A 19,295-nucleotide genomic window follows, 5' to 3' on the forward strand; every position below is an offset into this window, starting at 1 on the left:
CGGTTGTTTGTTACCGGTGAGGCAACTTAGCGTGTGATTCCGGCGATAAACAGGCCGGCGGACTGTTCCGTGACCGTGTCGTGGCACTCTTCCCACCCGTGCCGAGCGTTGACGTGGTGGACGAGACGTTCCTCGCAGTGCCTCCCGAGGTGGTCGTGGGGGCCTTCGCCGACCCCTCCGACTGGGCGCGGTACTGGCCCGACCTCATTCTGGACGTTTACCTCGATCGGGGCATCCAGGGACTGCGCTGGACGGTGGCGGGGGCGTTGGTCGGAACGATGGAGGTGTGGTTGGAGCCGGTGCTCGACGGGACGCTCCTGCACTACTTCCTGCGTGCCGACCTCCGCGGCGAGGCGTCGCCCAAGCGGGTCCGGCAGGAGGTGCGCCGCCGCCAGTTGGCCGCCAAGGAGGTCTCGCTGGGCCTCAAGCTGGCCCTGGAAGGCGGCCGGCCGCCCGGGGTGGCGCCGGCGCTGCCGTAAATTCGGTGGTTGTGCGGGTACATGTCGTCTCGGACGTCCACGGCAACGCCGAGGCCCTCGCCCGGGCGGGCGACGGCGCGGACGCGCTGGTGGTCCTGGGGGACCTGGTCGACTTCGTCGACTACTACGACCACGGCAAGGGCATCCTCGGCCGGGTGTTCGGGCCGGAGAAGGTCGAGGTGTTCGCGCGGCTGCGGCGCGGCCGGATGGGCGTGGAGACCGTCCGGTACATGCGGTCGCTGTGGGACAGCCTGGACGACGCGGAGTCCGTCGTCCGCGAGGCCGTGCTGGAGCAGTACACCGAGCTGTTCGCGGCGATGAGCGCCCCGACCTACGCCACGCCGGGCAACGTCGACAGCCCCGACCTGTGGCCGTCGTTCGCGCGCGAGGGCGTGCACGTGCTCGACGGCGAGTCGGTGGAGATCGGCGGGCTGCGGTTCGGGTTCGCCGGCGGGGCGATCATGTCGCCCGGCTACGTGCGGCGGCCGGGCGCTCCCTGGTACCCGTACCTGCGCACGGACGACGAGTTCGGGGCGGCGCTGGCCGGGCTGGGCGAGGTGGACGTGCTGTGCACGCACGTGCCGCCGGCGGTGGCCGAGCTGACCTACGACGTGGTGGCGCGGCGGCCCGAGCTGGGGTCGGTCGCGCTGCTGGGGCTGATCCGCGAGACCGGGCCGCGGTGGTCGGTGTTCGGGCACGTCCACCAGCCGATGGCGAAGCGGGTCCGGGTGGGGTGGACGGAGTGCGTGAACGTCGGTCATTTCCAGCGAAGCGGCACGCCCCACGTGTTGCGATGGTGAGCAGAGCTTCCGGGTAGCCTGCCCAGCATGGCCGACGAGTCCACCCAGTCCATCGTGATCGACGCTGATCCCGCGAAGATCGTCGCGGTGATCGCCGACTTCGCCGCCTACCCCGAGTGGGCCAACGGCGTGAAGCGCACCGAGGTGCTGGAGACCGGGGCGGACGGGTACGCGGCGCAGGTCAAGTTCAACATCGACCAGGGGCCGATCAAGGACGAGTACGTGCTGGCCTACGACCAGTGGTCCGAGCAGCGGGTCTCGTGGCACCTGGTCAAGGGGCAGATGCAGAAGTCGCAGGAGGGCAGCTACGCCTTCACGCCGCGCGGCGGCTCGACCGAGGTCACCTACACGCTGTCGGTGCAGCTGGTCGTGCCGATGATCGGGCTGTTCCGCCGCAAGGCGGAGAAGATGATCATGGACACCGCGTTGAAGGAGCTCAAGCGCCGGGTGGAAAACGCTGGATGAGCGCACGCCTGCTGCTGTTCACCGGTAAGGGCGGGGTCGGCAAGACGACCCTGGCCGCCGCTACCGCCGCCGCGCTGGCCGCCGGCGGGCGCAAGGCGCTGGTCGTGTCCACCGACCCGGCCCACTCGCTGGGCGACGCGTTCGGCGTGCCGCTGGGCGGCGCGGTCGCCGAGGTGGACGGCGGGCTGCACGCCGCCCAGATCGACCCCCGGGCGCTGGTCGACGACGCGTGGCGCGAGCTGCGCGGGCACCTGCGCACGGTGCTCGCGGGCGCGGGCGTGGACGAGCTGGCCGCCGAGGAGCTGACCGTCCTGCCGGGCGTGGAGGAGCTGCTGGCGCTGGCCGAGGTGCGGCGGCTGGCCGCGACGGGGCCGTGGGACGTCGTGGTCGTGGACTGCGGGCCGACCGCCGAGACGCTGCGGCTGCTGGCGTTGCCCGAGGCGCTCGGGTCCTACCTGGAACGGCTGTTCCCGACGCACCGGCGCGTGGTGCGCGGGCTGCTGGCGGGCCTGGCGGGCAGCACGTCGGTCGAGCGCTGGGACGCCACCGCGGACGCGCTCGGGCGGCTCGCGGAGAGCCTGGAGCAGCTGCGCGGGCTGCTGACCTCGCCCGCCACGAGCGTGCGGCTGGTGCTCACGCCCGAGCGGGTGGTCGCGGCCGAGACGCGGCGGACGGTGACCGCGTTGGCGTTGCAGGGCATCCGGGTGGACGGCGTGGTGGCCAACCGGCTCGTGCCGCACCCCGGCGCGGCGCGCGGCGCGGCGGCGACGTGGCTGCGGACCCGGCGGGCCGAGCAGGACGCCGTGCTGGCGACGCTGGCCGACCTCGGCGCCGTGCGGACGGTGGAGCACCGGGCGGGCGAGCCGGTCGGGCTGCCGGCGCTGCTGGAGATCGCCGCCGCCCTGTACGGGGACGGCGACCCGTTGGAGGGCGCGGCGGCGCAGGGGCCGCTGGTGGACGTCGTGCGCGTGGACGACGAGTACGAGCTGCGGCTGGCCGTGGCGGTGGGGGATTCGGACCTGGAGCTGGTGCGCGTGGGCGACGACCTCGCGGTGACCGTGGACGGGCGGCGCAAGCTGGTCGCGCTGCCGTCGTTGCTGCGGCGGTGCGTGGTGGTCGGCGCGGAACTGGACGACACCGGGTTGGCGGTGCGGTTCCGCCCCGACCCCGACCTCTGGATGCGGTGATGGACCCCAAGCTCGCCGAAGAACTGCGCCTGCTGCTCGACGCCGCCGCCGAGCGCGCCCAACCGTGGCTGCACCGGCTGTCCGGGGAGGCAGGCGAGCACGACCCGGGCACGTGCGGGTGGTGCCCGCTGTGCAACGCGGTGGCGTTGGCGCGCGGGGAGCGGTCGGAGCTGGCGGCCAAGGCCGCCGAGCACGTGGCCGGGTTGATCGCGGTGCTGCGGGCGGCGTTGGCCGAGCCCGAGCCCACGCCGCCGGAACAGCCCGCCGAGAGCGGACCGCGGGTGCAGCGCATCCCCGTGGTGCGGAAGTCGTCGCCTTGCTGACCGTCGGCGTCGACGTCGGCGGGACCAGCGTGCGGGCCGGGGTGGTCGACGGCGACGGGGACGTGCTGGACACCGCGCGGGCCGCCACGCCGTCGGGCGAGGAGGCGTTGGAGGAGGCGATCGGGGCCGCGGTCGCCGAGGTCGCGTCCCGGCACAAGGTCGCCGCGGTCGGGCTCGCGGTGGCCGGGTTCGTCACGCCGGACCGGCGGACCGTGCGGTTCGCGCCGCACCTGGCGTGGCGGCAGGCCCCGGTGGCGGACCGGATCGCCCAGCGGGTCGGGCTGCCGGTGGTGCTGGAGCACGACGCCAACGCGGCGGCGCTGGCCGAGCACCGGTTCGGCGCGGCGCGAGGCGCTCGGATCGCGGCGCTGGTCGCGATCGGGACCGGCATCGGCGGCGCGCTGCTGATCGACGGCGAGGTCTTCCGCGGCGCGCACGGCGTCGCGCCGGAGCTGGGCCACCTGCGGCTGGTGCCGGACGGGCGGCCCTGCCCGTGCGGCAAGAACGGGTGCTGGGAGCGGTACTGCTCCGGGACGGCGCTGACCACGACCGCGGTGGAGCTGCTGGCGCGGCACCCCGGGGTCTCGACGCTGATGGCGCGCGAGGCGTTGGGCGACTCGCGGGCGGTGACCGGTCGGCGGGTGGCGGCGGCGGCCCGCGACGGCGACCCGCTGGCCAAGCGCGCGATGGCCGACCTGGCGCGGTGGCTGGGCGAGGGCCTGGCGCTGGTGGCCGACGTCTACGACCCCGAGGTGGTCGTGATCGGCGGCGGGGTGTCGGAGTCCGCGCCGCTGTTCCTGGACGACGCGCGCGAGCGGTACGCGGCGGTGGTGACCGGCGCGGGGCATCGGCCACTTGCCCGAATCCGGACGGCGCAACTGGGCGACGACGCCGGCATCGTCGGGGTGGCGACGTTGGCCCGGGAGTTGGCACCTGCCCGTTCGACGCGCAACGGCAGGCGCTGACGCGGTTCGGCGCGCCGGGTCCGGGGAACGCTTTACAAGACCGCCCCGTCGTCCCACCCGGAGTCCTGCGGAGGGCCGTTGCGGATGCGGAGCACCAGCCAACCGGCGCCCGAACACAGCACGACCAGGGCCAGCGGGGTGCCGATGCCGGCCGTCAGGCCGAACAGGCCGGGTGCGACCAGGAGGACCACGCCGAGCAGCATGAGCAGGAGGGCGGCGATCGTGCCGGCGCGCAGAGCGGGCAGCGGAGGGGGTTCCGGCGGCACGAAGTGGTCGTCCGGGTCGTCGTCCTCTTCGTCGTCGTCGGCCGTGGCCACGGCCGGCTGCCCCTCGGGCCGCGTGGGCTTCGCGGGTTCGGCTTCGGCCTCGTCGGCGTCGAACGCGTCGTCGTCGGGCTCGGACCACGTCCGGCCCACGCCTTCGCGTTCGAGCCCGGCCACGATCTCGGCGAACGCGGCGTCCACGTCCTCCGGGCCGTCCGTCGAGTCCCGTCGGGAGTTCATCGGCGTGTTCCAACCCCTCCAGGCGCGTCCTCTGCCAGGGTTCATCGTCCCACGAGCCCGTTGTGTTGCGGATTACGGCGACCGGTGGGACTTGCGACCGTACCGCCTGAACGCGGGTCTTCGTTGTGCCTGGTGCGGTCGCATCCGTACGCTGGCCGCCGGGGAAGAGAAGCACGTCGAGGAGGCGCTCCCAGCGGTGCTCTACTGGTTGATGAAACACATCTTTCTCGGGCCACTGTTGAACCTGTTCTTCCGACCGAAGATCATCGAGGGCGCCGAGAACATCCCGAAGGAGGGCGGGGCGATCCTCGCCTCCAACCACCTGGCGGTCTCCGACTCGTTCTTCCTCCCGCTGAAGCTCTCCCGGCGGGTCACGTTCCCCGCCAAGATCGAGTACTTCACCGGCAAGGGCTTCAAGGGCGCCTTCCAGCGCTGGTTCTTCTCCGGCGTCGGCCAGGTGCCGATCGACCGGTCCAGCGCGTCGGCCGCCCAGGCGGCGCTGGACACCGGCGTGCGCATCGTCCGCGAGGGCAAGCTGCTGGGCATCTACCCCGAGGGCACCCGCTCGCCCGACGGCCGCCTCTACAAGGGCAAGGTCGGCGTCGCGTGGATCGCGCTGGAGTCCGGCGCCCCGGTCATCCCGGTCGCGATGTTCGGCACCGACAAGGCCAACCCCATCGGCTCGAAGATGTGGAAGCCCTACCCGATCCGGATCAAGATCGGCAAGCCGCTGGACTTCTCCCGCTACGCCGGGCTGTCCGCGGACCGGTTCGTGCTGCGCTCGATCACCGACGAGATCATGTACGCGCTGATGGAGCTGTCCGGCCAGGAGTACGTGGACGTCTACGCCGCCAAGGCCAAGGAGCAACCGGCGCCCGACGCGGACCGGCTGCCCGAGGCGAAGGCGGGCTGATCGAGCCGGGCTCATGGTCGCCGGCGGGCACCCCTAAGGTTGGCGGGTGCGGTTCTTCTACGACTGTGAGTTCATCGAAGACGGGGTGACCATCGACCTCGTCTCCATCGGCGTCGTCGACGAGGAAGGCCGCGAGTTCTACGCAGTCTCGACCGAGTTCGACCCGGACAAGGCCGGGCCGTGGGTGCGGGCGAACGTGCTCAACCAGCTGCCGCCGCCCGCGGACAAGGCGTGGCGCAGCCGCGAGCGCATCCGGCGCGACCTGCTGGAGTTCCTCGGCGGCCCCAAGGCCAACCGGGACGACGTCGAGCTGTGGGCGTGGTTCGCCGCCTACGACCACGTCGCCCTGGCCCAGCTGTGGGGCCCGATGCCGGCGCTGCCGCGCTGCCTGCCCCGGTTCACCCGGGACCTGCGGCAGCGCTGGGAGGACGTCGGCAAGCCCCGCCTGCCGCAGGCGCCCGCCGACGCCCACGACGCCCTCGCCGACGCCCGCCACAACCTCGCCCGCTGGAAGGTGATCGAGGCCGAGCGACTGCGCCGCGGGTTCGCCGTCCGCTAGGTGGACCCTGCCTTGCTGCACCGATCCAGGTCGTGTCAGTCTTGGGTGACCCACGCCACGAAGAGATTGGTAAGCAAATGCGCATCGGTGTGCTCACCGGCGGTGGTGACTGTCCCGGGCTGAACGCGGTCATCCGCGCGGTCGTCCGCAAGGGCATCGAGGTCCACGGCTGGGAGATCGTGGGGTTCCGCAACGGCTGGCAGGGTCCCGTCGAGGGCCTGTCCAAGCCGATCGGGCTCGCTGACGTCGAGGACATCCTGACCCGGGGCGGCACCATCCTGGGTTCGTCGCGCACCAACCCGTACAAGATCGAGGGTGGTGTCGACCAGATCCGCAAGGTGCTCGCCGACCAGGGCGTCGACGCGCTGATCGCGATCGGCGGCGAGGACACCCTGGGCGTGGCCAAGCGGCTGACCGACGACGGCATCGGCGTCGTGGGCGTGCCGAAGACCATCGACAACGACCTCGGCGCGACCGACTACACCTTCGGCTTCGACACGGCGGTGCACATCGCCACCGAGGCCATCGACCGCCTCCGCACGACCGCCGAGTCCCACCACCGGGCGCTGGTCGTGGAGGTCATGGGCCGGCACGCGGGCTGGATCGCGCTGCACTCGGGCCTCGCGGGCGGCGCGAACGTGATCCTGGTGCCGGAGCGGGAGTTCAGCGTCGAGAAGGTCGTCGAGTGGGTGGAGCGGCGGTTCGAGCGCCAGTACGCCCCGATCATCGTCGTCGCCGAGGGCGCGGTGCCCGAGGGCGGCGCCGAGGTGCTGCACTCCGGCGAGAAGGACGCGTTCGGCCACGTCCGGCTGGGCGGCGTCGGCACCTGGCTGGCGGAGGAGATCGCCGAGCGGACCGGCAAGGAGTCCCGCGCGGTCATCCTGGGCCACACCCAGCGCGGCGGCATCCCGACCGCCTACGACCGGGTCCTGGCCACCCGCTTCGGCCTGCACGCGGTGGACGCGGTGGCCGAGGGCGACTTCGGCGTCATGGTCGCGCTCAAGGGCACGGACATCGTGCGGGTGAAGCTGTCCGAGGCGACGGCGGAGCTGAAGACGGTGCCGCTGGAGCGGTACGCGGAGGCCGAGGTCTTCTTCGGCTGAGCCGGTCTTGAGAACGGTTCCCGGACGGACCGCCGATCCGTCCGGGAACCGCTTCTTTCCGGGTCAGAACGCTCCGAGGGACAGGTAGGCCGCGAACGTGCCGAGCCAGTGCTCGGCGTAGTACCCGTGGCCGAAGACGTACCGCAGGCCCGCCTCCCGGTGCTCCTCGGCCGCCGCCAGCGCCGCCTCCCGGTACCGGTGCCCGGCGGGCAGCGCCTCGCCGATGGCCCGCCAGCACCACGCCCGGGACAGGGCGAGCCCGACCAGGTGCGAGCCGTACGGGTCGCCCGGGTCGTCCACCGGGACCGGTTCGCGCAGCACCTTCCAGCGCGCCTCCCCGAGGTCCGGCAGGAACGCCTCGAACCACGCCGGGAAGTCGGGCAGGACCCGGCGTACCAGGTCCGCCTCGGTCAGCGCCGGGGACAGGAAGTCCGCCGCGTCCGGCTCGAAGCCGCCGTAGCCGCGGTCCTCGCGGTGCCAGCGCAGCGCGGCCTCCGCGCAGGCCCGGGCGAGTTCGGTGTCGCCGACCGCGCGGGCGGCGTCCAGCACGAGACCGGTCGCGAAGGCGGTGTTGGTGTGCGTGCCGGCGCGGATGGGCAGCCGCGCGTGGGACACCCATTCGAGGAACCGGTCGCGGATGACCCGCGACAGCGGCTCCAGGCTCCACGGTGCCGCCCCCCACGTGCGCAGCTCGGCGTCGAGCACCAGCAGCCACGCCCACCCGTAGGGCCGCTCCCAGAAGCCGCCCATCGGCCCGGCGAAGAAGTCCGCCTCGGTCCGGCAGCCCTCGGGCGTGATCAGGGTGTCCAGCGCGTGTCGGGCCTGGTCGGCGCCGGTGAGCGAGGGGCGCAGGCGCAGCAGGCGCACCATCAACCACGTCTGGTGCACGCACGAGTGCCAGTCGAACGACCCCGCGAACACCGGGTGCAGGACCCGCTGCGGGACCAGGCCCGCGTCCGAATCGATCACGTGCGTCCAGTGGACGGGGTGGTCGCGCAGGACGTTCTCGGTCGCGGTCGACAGGAGGCGCTCCGCCGTGTCGTCGTCCACCAGGTGGTCATCCGCAGGGGTGACGGGCATGACGCTCATCATGCCGAGGGCGACCCGCCCCCGTCTCTCAGTGTGGACGGCCTACCCTTAACACGTGAACTGGACTGTGGACGTGCCCGTGGACACGCTTCCCGAGCTGCCGCCGCTTCCGCCCGAGCTTCGCAAGCGACTGGACGACGCCCTGGGCCGCCCCGCGGCGCAGCAGCCCGAGTGGCCGGACGCCGAGCAGGTGCGCCGGGTGCGCGCGGTGCTCGAAAGCGTGCCGCCGATCACCGTGCCCGCCGAGATCGACCGGCTGCGGGACAACCTGGCCGAGGTCGCGCGCGGCGAGGCGTTCCTGCTCCAGGGTGGCGACTGCGCGGAGACGTTCGCGGACAACACCGAGCCGCACATCCGCGCCAACGTCCGCACCCTGCTCCAGATGGCCGTCGTGCTGACCTACGGCGCGAGCCTGCCGGTGGTGAAGATCGGCCGCATCGCGGGCCAGTACGCCAAGCCGCGCTCGTCCAACATCGACGCGCTGGGCCTGCCGTCCTACCGCGGCGACATCGTGAACTCGCTGGTCACGACGCCCGAGGCGCGCATCCCGGACCCGTCGCGGATGATCCGCGCGTACGCCAACGCGGGCGCGGCGATGAACCTGCTCCGCGCGATGACCAGCGCCGGCATGGCCGACCTGCACCGGCTGCACGAGTGGAACAAGGACTTCGTGCGCACCTCGCCGGCCGGCGAGCGGTACGAGGCGCTGGCCGCCGAGATCGACCGGGGCCTGCGGTTCATGTCGGCGTGCGGCGTGGACGACTCGTCGCTGCACACCACGGAGATCTTCGCCTCCCACGAGGCGCTGCTGCTCGACTACGAGCGGGCGCTGCTGCGCATGGACACCACCGGTGAGCAGCCGAAGCTGTACGACCTGTCGTCGCACTTCCTGTGGATCGGCGAGCGCACCCGCCAGCTCGACGGCGCGCACATCGCGTTCGCGGAGCTGCTGGCCAACCCGATCGGCCTGAAGATCGGCCCGACGACCACGCCGGAGATGGCGGTCGAGTACGTCGAGCGCCTGGACCCGTACAACCAGCCGGGCCGGTTGACGCTGATCAGCCGCATGGGCAACGGCAAGGTGCGCGACGTCCTCCCGGCGATCGTGGAGAAGGTCACGGCGTCGGGCCACCAGGTCATCTGGCAGTGCGACCCGATGCACGGCAACACCCACGAGTCGTCCACCGGGTACAAGACCCGGCACTTCGACCGGATCGTGGACGAGGTGCAGGGCTTCTTCGAGGTGCACCGGCGGCTGGGCACGCACCCGGGCGGCATCCACATCGAGCTGACCGGCGAGGACGTGACCGAGTGCCTGGGCGGCGCGCAGGAGATCTCGGACATCGACCTGGCCGGCCGCTACGAGACCGCCTGCGACCCGCGGTTGAACACGCAGCAGTCGCTGGAACTGGCGTTCCTGGTGGCGGAGATGCTGCGCAGCTGACGCGCTGAGGCTCGACCGAGACGCCCCGGCCGGTCCTTCGGGACCAGCCGGGGCGTTCCGCGTTCAGACCACCTGAGCCGGCCGCCGGCCGAGCGGGGCTTGCGCGGACTGCGTGTCGAGTGCCGCCGCCAAGCTGGGCTTGCGCCGCCGCCGAGTCGAGCGAGCGCCGGGCAGCCCAAGTGCCGCCCGGCGCTCGTCGTGCGTCAAACGGCGATCAGGACGATCTTCGTGCCCCTCGGCACGCGTTCGCCGCCCCGGATCGACTGGTTCACCACCGTGGCCCGGTCGCGGTTGTTGAACTGGATCTCCACGTCCAGGCCGGCCTTCTGCAGCTCTTCCTTGGCTTCCTTGACCTTCTTGCCCTCGACGTTGGGCACCAGCACGCCCCGGTCGGCCGCGATGATCACGGTCACCCGCTTGTCGCCGGTCAAGGTCGTCCCGGCCGCCGGGGTGGTGCGGACCACCCGCCCGCCGTCCACCTCGCCGGACGGCTCCTGCGGCCCCTCCACCGGCTCGAAACCCGCCGCCGCCAACTCGGCGAAGGCCTCGTCCTTCGTCTTGCCCTTCACGTCCGGCACGGGCTTGGGCTCGACGCCCTTGCTCAGCACGATCGTCACCGTCGTGCCGATCTCCACCGGCGTGCCGGGCGCGGGCTTGAGCGTCACCACCTTGCCCTTGGGCACGCGGTCGCTGAAGGCGTCGTCGGCCGGGTTGAGCTGGGACTTCAGGCCGGCGGAGGCGATCTCCCGCTCCGCCGCCGCGGTCTCCGAACCGGCCGTCACCTGCGGCACGACGGGCTTGCCGCGCGACACCACGACCTTCACCAGGTCGCCCCGGGTCAGTTCGGTCCCCGCCGGCGGGTCGGTGCGCAGCACCTGGCCGTTGGGCACGTCGTTGCTGTTCTCCGTGCTGACGGCGGTCTTCAGGGCCGCGTCCTCGATGATCGAGGTGGCGACCTCCTGCTCCTTGCCGACCACGTCCGGCACCGCGGCGACCTTGCCGATGGACAGCCACCACGTCGTCAGGCCGATCACAATCGCCGCCACGACCACGATGCTCAGCCACGTGATCAGCTGCTTCTTGCCGCGCGCCCGCATCTCCTCCTGGATCTGCTCGGGCGTCTTCTTGCGCGGCGGGCGCTTGGGTCGCGGCTTGGGACCACCAGGACCACCAGGACCGCCGGCACGACCGGGACCACCGGGACCACCGGGACCACCGGGAACGGGCGGGGTGCCGCCGGGCGGGGTGCCGGTGGCGGGGTCGGCCAGCAGGCCGCGTGGCATCGCCATGGTGCCCTGGGGACCGGCCGTCTCCGGACGGCGGACCGGGACCGTCGGTTCGGCGAACGCGACGGCCGTCGTGGCGCCCACGCCCACCGGCTGCACGCGGACCGTCGCCGGTTCCGCGGCCGGGTTCAGCGGGGCGATGGCCGTGGCCTCCGCCGAGGGGTCCGGCGCACCGGACGCGCCCGGGAACGCGGGCGGGGCCGGGGCCACGGTCGGCACGTCCACCGCGGCGATGCCCAGCGTGGCCCGCGCCGTCTCGACCTCCGACAGGAACGACTCCGCGTCGGCCGGCCGCAGGAACGGCTCCTTGCGGGTCGCCCGGCGGACCAGCTCCGCCACCTCGGCGGGCACCCCGGGCACGGGCGGCACCTCGTCGTTGACGTGGCGGTAGGCCACCGAGATGGCGTTCTCGCCCACGAACGGCGGCGTGCCGGTCAACATCTCGTACAGCAGCACGCCGGCCGCGTAGACGTCGCTGCGGGCGTCCGCCGAGCCGTTGGTCACCTGTTCGGGCGACAGGTAGGCGACGGTGCCCAGGATGGTCGTGTTGTCGCTGGTGATGCCCGGCGCGGACACGGCCCGGACCAGGCCGAAGTCCGCGACCTTCACCGCGCCGCCGCGCCCGATGAGGACGTTCTCCGGTTTCACGTCCCGGTGCACCAGGTCGGCCCGGTGGGCCGCGGCCAGGGGGGAGAGGACGCGCTCCAGCACCGAGAGGGCCAGCGGGACGTCCAGCTTGCCGCGCTGGTTGAGCAGGTCGCGCAGCGTGCCGCCCTCGACCAGCTCCATCACGAGGTACACGCGGTCCTCGTCGACGCCCTGGTCGTGCACCGCCACCACGCCGGGGTGGTGCAGCCCGGCCGCCGCCCTCGCCTCGCGCTCGAACCGCGCCACGAACTGCGGGTCGGAGGAGAACTGGGGGTCCATGACCTTGATCGCCACCGGCCGTTCCAGGCGCGTGTCGACACCCCGGTACACGGTGGACATGCCGCCGCGTGCCACCAGGGCGCCCACTCGGTAGCGCTGCTCTAGCAGCCCGCCGATCACGTTCGTCGCCGACCTTTCCACAGCCGTGGATCGTACGGTGGGGTGGAACCGACCGATGCCGTGCGCTGCGAGCATCCCGACCCGCGTGTGGGATCCGTGTCAAAGTCGCACGAAACAGGGGGTGTCCGGCAGGCGACCCGCGGGTGTACCGCGACCACCCGGTTGGCGCAGGGCGTTGCTCCTCGCGTTGTGGCATCGTGGCGCCTGTGAGTGCGATTCCTGCCGCTGCGGATGTGCTGGCTCCCGACCTGGAGGTGCTCGACCTCCCGCAGGTCGCCGAGCGTCTCGGCTTGCCGATCAACCGTGTCCACCAGTTGCTGCGCGACGGCCAGTTGCTCGCCGAGCGCCGCAACGGTGTCCTCGTCGTCCCCGCCGCATTCCTCGCCGCCGGAGGCGTGGTGAAGGGGCTGCCCGGCACCATCACGGTGCTGCGCGACTCCGGTTACTCGACCGATGAGATCCTGCGTTGGCTGTTCACCGAAGACGACACCCTGCCGGGCACGCCGATCGAGGCGTTGCGCGGCGACCGCGGCCGTGAGGTCAAGCGCCGCGCCCAGGCCATGGGTTTCTGACACTCAACGGTTCTCGTCCGGGCGGTTCCACGCGAGCCGCCCGGACCCGGCTCGCGCCGCCAGGGCCGAGAAAAGGCCTGGCAGCGCCACCGCGGCGCGTCTCGTGCGGGGCACGACGACGCGCTTGTCCAGCACGTTGTAGTCGGCCGCCGCGATCTGTTCCAGGATGTCCCGGTAGAGCACCAGCGCCGTGCGCACGCACGGCCGCGCGGGCGGCTGGAGCAGCTTGATCCCGCCCTCGGCCTCCCGGTAGGTGGCCAGCGTCACGGCCATGACGTGCCGCACGGCCCGGCGGATGCGCTGGTCGGGGCGTCCGGTGCGGCGCGACCACGCGAGCAGGTCCCGGTCCACGTCGTGGGCGCTCAGCACGTCCATCGGCAGGTAGACCCGGCCGCGGTCGAGGTCCTCGCCGATGTCGCGCAGGAAGTTGGTCAGCTGGAACGCCCGGCCCAGGGCGGCGGCGGCCGGTTCGGCGTGGGCGGGCGGGGCGACGGTGCCGAAGACCGGCAGCAGTTGCAGGCCGATGACCGCCGCCGAACCGTGGACGTACCTGTCCAGCTCGGCGAACGACGCGTACTCGGTGACGTGCAGGTCCATCCGCATGGACGCCAGGAAGTCGGTGAACAGCACCGGGTCGATGCGGTGGCGGCGGGCGGTGTCGGCCAGCGCGGTGAGCACCGGGTGGCCGGTGCGGCGGCCCGCCAGCTCGTCGGCGAGCAGGCGTTCGAGGGCGTCCAGGTCTGCGGCCGGGTCGGTCGCGGCGCCGCTGTCCACGATCTCGTCGGCGAGCCGCGCGAAGCCGTACAGGGCGTGCACGGCGGGCCGCTGCGACGGGGGCAGCAACCGCGTGGCCAGGTAGAACGTGCGGCCGTGGCGGGCGTTGAGGGCTCGACAGCGGGCGTAGGCGGCCCGCAGGTCGCTCACGTGTACCTGCTGGACAGCTTGAGCGGGTCGGGCTTGACCAGGGTCACGCACGCCAGCGCGGACACCGCCACGGTCAGCACGAGGTAGCCCCACGAGTACAGGGCCGTGTCGCCGTTGGGGAAGGTCACCAGGAGCAGGAAGACGGAGAAGAACGTCACCTTCTGCAGGCTCTTCGTGGTCCACGCCAGGCCCGCGCCCAGCACCAGCGCCCAGCTGAAGTACCAGGGCAGCGTGGCGGGGGAGAGCAGGGCCACGGCGAGCATGGTGATCGCCGCGCGGCGCACCGCCTCGGGGCCGCCGTCCTCGGCCACCCGCCACTGCCGCCACGCGATGTAGACGAGCAGGAGCGACCCGAGGCCGCGCGCGATGGTCATGAACCAGCCCGGCTCGACCCGCACGAACGCGCTGACCACCGTGTGCGCGAAGTCGCCGACCGCGCTGGGCAGCGAGAGCCAGTTGACGATGGTGGACGACGAGCTCAGCGCCGGGATCCAGCCCAGGTCCAGCCCGGACACCAGCGTGGTGCTCGCGAAGACCACGGTGAACGTCACCAGGCCGCCCGCGATGGCCTTGCCGAGTCGGGCGGCGCGCGTGCCGTCCAGCCGCCGCGCCCACACCAGCACCAGGAACGGCAGCGCGACCACGGCGGTGGCCTTGACCGCGAACGCCAGGGTCACCAGGGCGATGCCCAGCACGTGCTTGCGGTCCAGGACGAACAGGCAGCCCGCCGCCAGCAGCCCGACCATCAGCAGGTCGTTGTGCGCGCCGCCGATGAGGTGGACCAGCATCAGCGGGTTCGCGGCGGCCAGCCACAACGCGACGGCCGGCCGCCCGCCCAGGTGCCGCGCGAGACCCGGAAGCGCCCACACGAGCATCCCCAGGCCGAGGGCGAGCACCAGGCGCATCAGGACGACGCCGCCGATGACGGACGCGTTGGTGACGCCCACGACGCCCATGGCGAGCATCAGGAACAACGGGCCGTAGGGGGCGGGCGTGTTCTGCCACACCCAGCTCACGTTGTCCGACAGCGGGCTTTGCAGGACCGCCGGGCCGACCCGGTAGGGGTCGAGGCCGTTGAGGGCGATCTGGCCCTGGGCCAGGTAGCTGTAGATGTCCTTGCTGAACAGCGGCGGCGCGAACAGCAGCGGCAGGGTCCAGGCGACCACGGCGGTCAGCACGGCCTGGCTGCCCACGTGCCGGTTGCGGACCATGCGGCCCAACCGGACCCAGGCCCAGATGACCATGCCCAGGCCGAGGTAGAGGACGGCGGTGGCCAGGTCGTGCCCGTGCCCGTAGCGGATCCAGCTCAGCGAGGTGTCGGTGAGCAGGGGATCGCGCTTGAGGATGGCGCCCGCGCCCGTGCCGCCCAGCGCGACCAGCATGACGCCGGCGACGCCGAGCAGGATGGTCCGGATGGGTATGCCACCGGGATCCGGCGCCTGGGTAGCACCGGACCGCACCGGCTCGACAGGTGCGGCGCTCGATCTGGGGAGGGACGGGGTCGCGGCCATCGCGGCAACATCGTTGCACAACGCGAGCGCGCGTCGGCACGCAATGGCGGACACGCGTGACACGGACGTAACAGCCTGACGGATCTTCGCATGGCCGGGTCACACGAGCGAGTGACCACTTGGAGTAAGTGACCCTTCCCAAGGGTTGTTCGCGGGGTGACAATTCAACGCATGGCCAATTCGGTGGCCGTCAGCGTCGACGGCTTGCGGGTCGTGCGGGGCGGGCGGGAAGTCGTCCGCGGGGTCGCCTTCGAGGTGCCGGCCGGCACGGTCGTCGGGCTGCTGGGGCCGAGCGGGTGCGGCAAGACGACCGTCCTGCGGGCTGTGGTCGGCGTGCAGGTCGTGGCCGGTGGTTCGGTGACCGTCCTCGGGCACCCGGCGGGCAGCGCGGCGCTCAGGGACCGGATCGGCTACTCCACGCAGAGCCCGTCGGTCTACGCGGACCTGACCGTGCGCGAGAACCTGCGCTACTTCGCGTCCATCCTCAAAGCGCCCGCCGCCGACGTGGACCGCGTGGTCGACGAAGTGGGTCTGAAGGGTCAGGTCGACCAACTGGTCGCCACACTCTCGGGTGGTGAGCGCGGTCGGGCGAGTCTCGCCGTCGCGTTGCTGGGCCGGCCCGAGCTGATCGTGCTGGACGAGCCGACCGTGGACCTGGACCCGGTGCTGCGCGAGGAGCTGTGGACCCTCTTCCACGACCTGGCCGACCGCGGCGCCGCCCTGCTGGTGTCCAGCCACGTCATGGACGAGGCCGCCCGCTGCGACCGGCTGCTGCTCATGCGCGACGGCGGGCTCCTGGCCGACGACACCCCGGCGCGGCTGCGCGAGCGGACCGGCGCGCGGGACCTGGAGCAGGCGTTCCTGGCGCTGGTGCGGGGGACGGCATGAACACCCTGGCCACGGCCCGCCGCATCCTGACCCAGTTGCGGCACGACCACCGGACCGTCGCGCTGATGGTCTTCGTGCCGTCGGTGCTGCTCGTGCTGCTGCGGTACGTGTTCGACTCGGAGCAGGCGTTCAGCCGGGCGGCGCCGGCGCTGCTGGGCGTCTTCCCGTTCGCGATCATGTTCATCGTCACGTCGATCACCACGCTGCGCGAACGCCTCACCGCCACGCTCGAACGGCTGATGACCCTGCCGATCGGCAAGCTGGACCTGCTGCTGGGCTACGCGCTGGCGTTCGGGCTGGTGGCGGTCGTGCAGGTGGCGGTGGCGGCGACGGTCTCGTTGACCTGGCTGGGCCTGGAGGTCGAGGGCTCGGTGGCGTTGCTGGTGCTCATCGCGGTGCTGGACGCGTTGCTGGGCATGGCGCTGGGGCTGTTCGCGAGCGCGTTCGCCCGGACGGAGTTCCAGGCGGTGCAGTTCATGCCGGCGATCGTGATGCCGCAGGTGCTGCTCTGCGGGCTGTTCGTGCCGCGCGACGAGATGGCGACCGTGCTGAACTGGATCTCCGACGCCCTGCCGCTGTCCTACGCCGTCGACGCGCTGACCCGGGTCACCCGGTCCTCCGAGGTGGACGGGACGCTGGTGCGCAACCTGCTGGTCATCGCGGGCTGTGCGCTCGCGGCCTTGCTGCTCGGCGCCGCGACCCTGCGCCGACGGACCCCGTGATCCGCTGGGCGGCGAGCCGCCCGGAGATCAGCACCGGCGGCACGCCCACGCCCGGCGTCGTGCCGCACCCGGCCAGCACGGCGTTGTCCAGCACGAGGTTGCGCGGCCGGAACGGGCCGGTCTGGGCGAACGTGTGCGCGGCGGAGAACGGCGTGCCGGCGGCCAGGCCCAGCGCGGCCCAGTCGCGCGGGGTGACCAGCCGCTCCACCTCGATCGCGTCGCCGAACCCGGTCAGGCCGCGCTGCTCCAGGGTCTGCACGAGTTCGTCGCGGTAGGCGGGGCCGACGCGTGGCCAGTCGATCGGGCCCAGCCGCAGGTTCGGCGCGGGCGCCAGGACGAACATCCCCCCGCCGGGCGGCGCGGTGACCAGCAGCGACGGGTCGGTCATCAGGCTGCCCCGGCGGGTCAGCTCGTCGAACGTCCGGTCCCAGGCCCGGCCGAACAGCAGCGTGTGGTGCGCCAGTTCGGGCCACGTGCGGTCCACGCCCGCGTGCAGCACGACCGCCGAGGGCGCCCACGTGATCGGCACCGGCCGGCGCGGGCGGTGCCCCAGGAGGCGGTAGGACATCGGCAGGTCCGGCGTGAGGACCACGGCGTCGCACGGGATGCGCTCGCCCTGCGCCGTGCGGACGGCGGTGACGCGGCGGCCGATGCGTTCCAGCCACGCCACCTTGGTGCGGTAGCGCAGGTCGGCGCCGGCGTCCTGGGCGGCGGCGGCCAACGCGTCCGGCAGGGCGCGCATGCCGCCACGCGGGTAGTAGACGCCCGCGATGGTGTCCATGTACGCGATGACGCCGTACGCGCCGAGCGCCTTGCGTGGCGGCACGCCCGCATAAAGCGCCTGGAACGAGAAGATGCGCTGGAGCCGTTCATCGGTCAGGAACCGCGCGACCTGCGGGCCGAGGCGGGCGAACCCGCGCAGCGCGGCCAGCTCCGCCAGGCGCGGGGTGAGCAGGTCCAGCGGGGAGTCGAAGTTCGCGCCGATGAACGCGTCGCGCTGCACCCGGTACAGCTCGGTCAGCCACGCCCGCAGCGCCCGGTAGCCCCGCGCCTGCGCGGGCCCGGCGAACCGCCGCACCTCGGCCTCCATCGCCTCGGCGTCGGCGTGCACGTCCAGCACCGAGCCGTCGGCGAACCGCGCCCGGTAGGCGGGGTCCACGGGCCGCAGGTCGAGCCGGTCGGCCAGGGACTCGCCGACCGCGGCCAGCGCCTCCTCGACCAGCTCGGGCATGGTCAGCACGGTCGGGCCGGTGTCGAAGCGGAAGCCGTCGAGGTCCAGCCGCCCGGCCCGGCCGCCGGGCACCGCGTCCCGCTCGACCACGGTGACCCGCCGGCCCGCGCCGAGCAGGTGCAGGGCGGCCGAGAGGCCCGCCAGGCCCGCGCCCACCACGACGACGTGGTCGGTGCGGCCGGTGACCGTCCTCATGTCACGAGGTCCGCTTCGTCGCGCTGACGGCGAGCTGGGCGAGCCGCTCGCGGGCGGCGGGTTCCTCGATCGGCGCGCGGTCCAGGGCGGCCAGGGCGGACCCGGTCAGCTCGGCGATCCGCTCCTCCACGGCGTCCACCGCGCCGACCTCGACCAGCTTGGCGCGCACGACGTCCACGGTCGCCACGTCCAGGTCCGGCTTGCCCAGGGCGTCGTGCAGCACGTCCGCGCCGAACTCCATGCCCAGCGCCACCAGCAGCGTCCGCTTGCCCTCGCGCAGGTCGTCCCCGGCGGGTTTGCCGGTCACCGCCGGGTCGCCGAACACGCCCAGCAGGTCGTCGCGCAGCTGGAACGCCACGCCGATGTCGGTGCCGAAGCGGCGCAGGCCGTCCACCAGCTCGGGGCTGCCGCCGCCGATCGCCGCGCCCATGTGCAGCGGTCGTTCGACGGTGTAGGCGGCGGTCTTGAGCCGGTCGATGCGCAGCGCGGCGTCCGGCGAGGCGTCGCCGCGCGCCTGGGTGAGCACGTCGAGGTACTGCCCGGCGAGCATCTCGGTGCGCATGTCGCGCCACGGGATGCTCAACCGCTGGAGCGCGTCGGTGGGCAGGCCGGCGGCGAAGAGCATGTCGTCCGCCCACGCCAGCGCGATGTCGCCGATCAACACCGAAGCGGCGAGCCCGAAGCGTTCGGGCGCGCCGAGCCAGCCCTGCTCGCGGTGCCACCGCGCGAACCGGACGTGCACGGTCGGCATGCCGCGCCGGGTCTCGGAGGCGTCCATCAGGTCGTCGTGGATCAGGGCGCAGGCCTGGATCAACTCCAGCGAGCTGACCGCCGTGAGCACGGCCCCGGCCGCGGGGGAGTCCGGGTCGCCGCCCGCCGCGCGCCAGCCCCACCACGCGAAGGTGGGCCGAACCCGCTTGCCGCCGCCGAGCACGAAGTCCGCCAGCGCGTCGACCACGCCCCCGAAGTTCTCCTCGGTGCGCGCACCCTGGGTCTTGCGGTCGGCCAGATAGCCTGCGAGGGCTGCGTCGACGTGCTTGGGCAGTTCCAGGTCCAACGGGTGGGGCGGCACCCTCCTATCGTCACCTC

Annotated in this window: 20 protein-coding genes; 13 read left to right on the plus strand and 7 right to left on the minus strand. The window is 72.9% G+C overall.

Annotated elements, in window-relative coordinates:
• The first annotated feature begins 98 nt into the window (after positions 1–98).
• From ABD126_RS23910 to ABD126_RS23935, 6 genes are read left to right on the plus strand one after another with little or no spacing between them, the layout of a single operon-like run.
• Complete coding sequence (locus tag ABD126_RS23910; protein WP_343936124.1) at positions 99–479, plus strand: polyketide cyclase / dehydrase and lipid transport; 381 nt, start codon at positions 99–101, stop codon at positions 477–479.
• A gap of 11 nt (positions 480–490) precedes the next feature.
• Positions 491–1,279: a metallophosphoesterase gene (locus tag ABD126_RS23915; RefSeq protein ID WP_343936125.1), complete on the plus strand. Its 789-nt coding sequence runs from the start codon at positions 491–493 to the stop codon at positions 1,277–1,279.
• Positions 1,280–1,306: 27 nt separating this feature from the next.
• The gene (locus tag ABD126_RS23920) at positions 1,307–1,744 is read left to right on the plus strand and encodes an SRPBCC family protein (protein WP_343936126.1); all 438 of its coding nucleotides are present in this window, start codon (positions 1,307–1,309) and stop codon (positions 1,742–1,744) included.
• The gene (locus ABD126_RS23925) at positions 1,741–2,931 is read left to right on the plus strand and encodes an ArsA family ATPase (protein WP_343936127.1); all 1,191 of its coding nucleotides are present in this window, start codon (positions 1,741–1,743) and stop codon (positions 2,929–2,931) included. The genes ABD126_RS23920 and ABD126_RS23925 overlap by 4 nt, the downstream gene beginning before the upstream one ends.
• A complete protein-coding gene (locus ABD126_RS23930) occupies positions 2,931–3,254 on the plus strand; it encodes a hypothetical protein (protein WP_343936129.1) in 324 nt (107 codons plus the stop codon). Before ABD126_RS23925 ends, ABD126_RS23930 begins: the two co-directional genes overlap by 1 nt.
• Positions 3,248–4,219: an ROK family glucokinase gene (locus ABD126_RS23935; protein WP_343936130.1), complete on the plus strand. Its 972-nt coding sequence runs from the start codon at positions 3,248–3,250 to the stop codon at positions 4,217–4,219. The genes ABD126_RS23930 and ABD126_RS23935 overlap by 7 nt, the downstream gene beginning before the upstream one ends.
• A gap of 32 nt (positions 4,220–4,251) precedes the next feature.
• On the opposite strand, the gene ABD126_RS23940 is transcribed toward ABD126_RS23935, so the two are convergent.
• Positions 4,252–4,722 carry a hypothetical protein gene (locus ABD126_RS23940; protein WP_343936131.1) on the minus strand — a complete coding sequence of 157 codons (471 nt, stop codon included), beginning with the start codon at positions 4,720–4,722 and terminating at the stop codon, positions 4,252–4,254.
• 196 nt (positions 4,723–4,918) lie between these two features.
• Between ABD126_RS23940 and ABD126_RS23945 the strand changes: the two genes are divergently transcribed.
• From ABD126_RS23945 to ABD126_RS23955, 3 genes are all read left to right on the plus strand, one after another.
• On the plus strand, positions 4,919–5,635 hold the full coding sequence (locus ABD126_RS23945; protein WP_343936132.1) for a lysophospholipid acyltransferase family protein: 717 nt from the start codon (positions 4,919–4,921) through the stop codon (positions 5,633–5,635).
• A gap of 46 nt (positions 5,636–5,681) precedes the next feature.
• Positions 5,682–6,194: a polyadenylate-specific 3'-exoribonuclease AS gene (locus ABD126_RS23950; protein ID WP_343936133.1), complete on the plus strand. Its 513-nt coding sequence runs from the start codon at positions 5,682–5,684 to the stop codon at positions 6,192–6,194.
• A gap of 77 nt (positions 6,195–6,271) precedes the next feature.
• The gene (locus ABD126_RS23955; protein ID WP_343936134.1) at positions 6,272–7,297 is read left to right on the plus strand and encodes a 6-phosphofructokinase; all 1,026 of its coding nucleotides are present in this window, start codon (positions 6,272–6,274) and stop codon (positions 7,295–7,297) included.
• A 63-nt stretch (positions 7,298–7,360) separates the two neighbouring features.
• Here ABD126_RS23955 and ABD126_RS23960 read toward each other — a convergent pair whose 3' ends face one another.
• The gene (locus ABD126_RS23960) at positions 7,361–8,377 is read right to left on the minus strand and encodes a DUF2891 domain-containing protein (protein WP_343936135.1); all 1,017 of its coding nucleotides are present in this window, start codon (positions 8,375–8,377) and stop codon (positions 7,361–7,363) included.
• Positions 8,378–8,441: 64 nt separating this feature from the next.
• Between ABD126_RS23960 and ABD126_RS23965 the strand changes: the two genes are divergently transcribed.
• Complete coding sequence (locus ABD126_RS23965) at positions 8,442–9,830, plus strand: class II 3-deoxy-7-phosphoheptulonate synthase (protein ID WP_343936136.1); 1,389 nt, start codon at positions 8,442–8,444, stop codon at positions 9,828–9,830.
• Between the two features lie 203 nt (positions 9,831–10,033).
• On the opposite strand, the gene ABD126_RS23970 is transcribed toward ABD126_RS23965, so the two are convergent.
• Positions 10,034–12,184 (minus strand): Stk1 family PASTA domain-containing Ser/Thr kinase, encoded by a 2,151-nt coding sequence (locus ABD126_RS23970; protein ID WP_343936137.1) that lies wholly within the window; start codon positions 12,182–12,184, stop codon positions 10,034–10,036.
• Between the two features lie 185 nt (positions 12,185–12,369).
• Here ABD126_RS23970 and ABD126_RS23975 point away from each other — a divergent pair, with 185 nt between their 5' ends.
• Positions 12,370–12,735: an Rv2175c family DNA-binding protein gene (locus ABD126_RS23975; protein WP_309112905.1), complete on the plus strand. Its 366-nt coding sequence runs from the start codon at positions 12,370–12,372 to the stop codon at positions 12,733–12,735.
• 3 nt (positions 12,736–12,738) lie between these two features.
• On the opposite strand, the gene ABD126_RS23980 is transcribed toward ABD126_RS23975, so the two are convergent.
• On the minus strand, positions 12,739–13,659 hold the full coding sequence (locus ABD126_RS23980) for a phytoene/squalene synthase family protein (protein WP_343936138.1): 921 nt from the start codon (positions 13,657–13,659) through the stop codon (positions 12,739–12,741).
• On the minus strand, positions 13,656–15,119 hold the full coding sequence (mptB, locus tag ABD126_RS23985; RefSeq protein WP_343936139.1) for a polyprenol phosphomannose-dependent alpha 1,6 mannosyltransferase MptB: 1,464 nt from the start codon (positions 15,117–15,119) through the stop codon (positions 13,656–13,658). The genes ABD126_RS23980 and mptB overlap by 4 nt, the downstream gene beginning before the upstream one ends.
• Before the next feature lie 222 nt (positions 15,120–15,341).
• Between mptB and ABD126_RS23990 the strand changes: the two genes are divergently transcribed.
• Both ABD126_RS23990 and ABD126_RS23995 read left to right on the plus strand, forming a co-directional pair.
• A complete protein-coding gene (locus ABD126_RS23990; protein WP_343936140.1) occupies positions 15,342–16,058 on the plus strand; it encodes an ABC transporter ATP-binding protein in 717 nt (238 codons plus the stop codon).
• Positions 16,055–16,780 carry an ABC transporter permease gene (locus tag ABD126_RS23995; RefSeq protein WP_343936141.1) on the plus strand — a complete coding sequence of 242 codons (726 nt, stop codon included), beginning with the start codon at positions 16,055–16,057 and terminating at the stop codon, positions 16,778–16,780. The genes ABD126_RS23990 and ABD126_RS23995 overlap by 4 nt, the downstream gene beginning before the upstream one ends.
• Here the strand turns inward: ABD126_RS23995 and crtI are convergent.
• Positions 16,713–18,206, minus strand: a complete 1,494-nt coding sequence (gene crtI / locus ABD126_RS24000) for a phytoene desaturase family protein (protein ID WP_343936142.1) — start codon at positions 18,204–18,206, stop codon at positions 16,713–16,715. The genes ABD126_RS23995 and crtI overlap by 68 nt on opposite strands.
• 1 nt (position 18,207) lies before the next feature.
• Complete coding sequence (locus ABD126_RS24005; protein ID WP_343936143.1) at positions 18,208–19,278, minus strand: polyprenyl synthetase family protein; 1,071 nt, start codon at positions 19,276–19,278, stop codon at positions 18,208–18,210.
• Positions 19,279–19,295 lie beyond the last annotated feature (17 nt).

Source organism: Saccharothrix mutabilis subsp. mutabilis (assembly GCF_039521145.1).
Lineage (GTDB): Bacteria > Actinomycetota > Actinomycetes > Mycobacteriales > Pseudonocardiaceae > Actinosynnema > Actinosynnema mutabilis.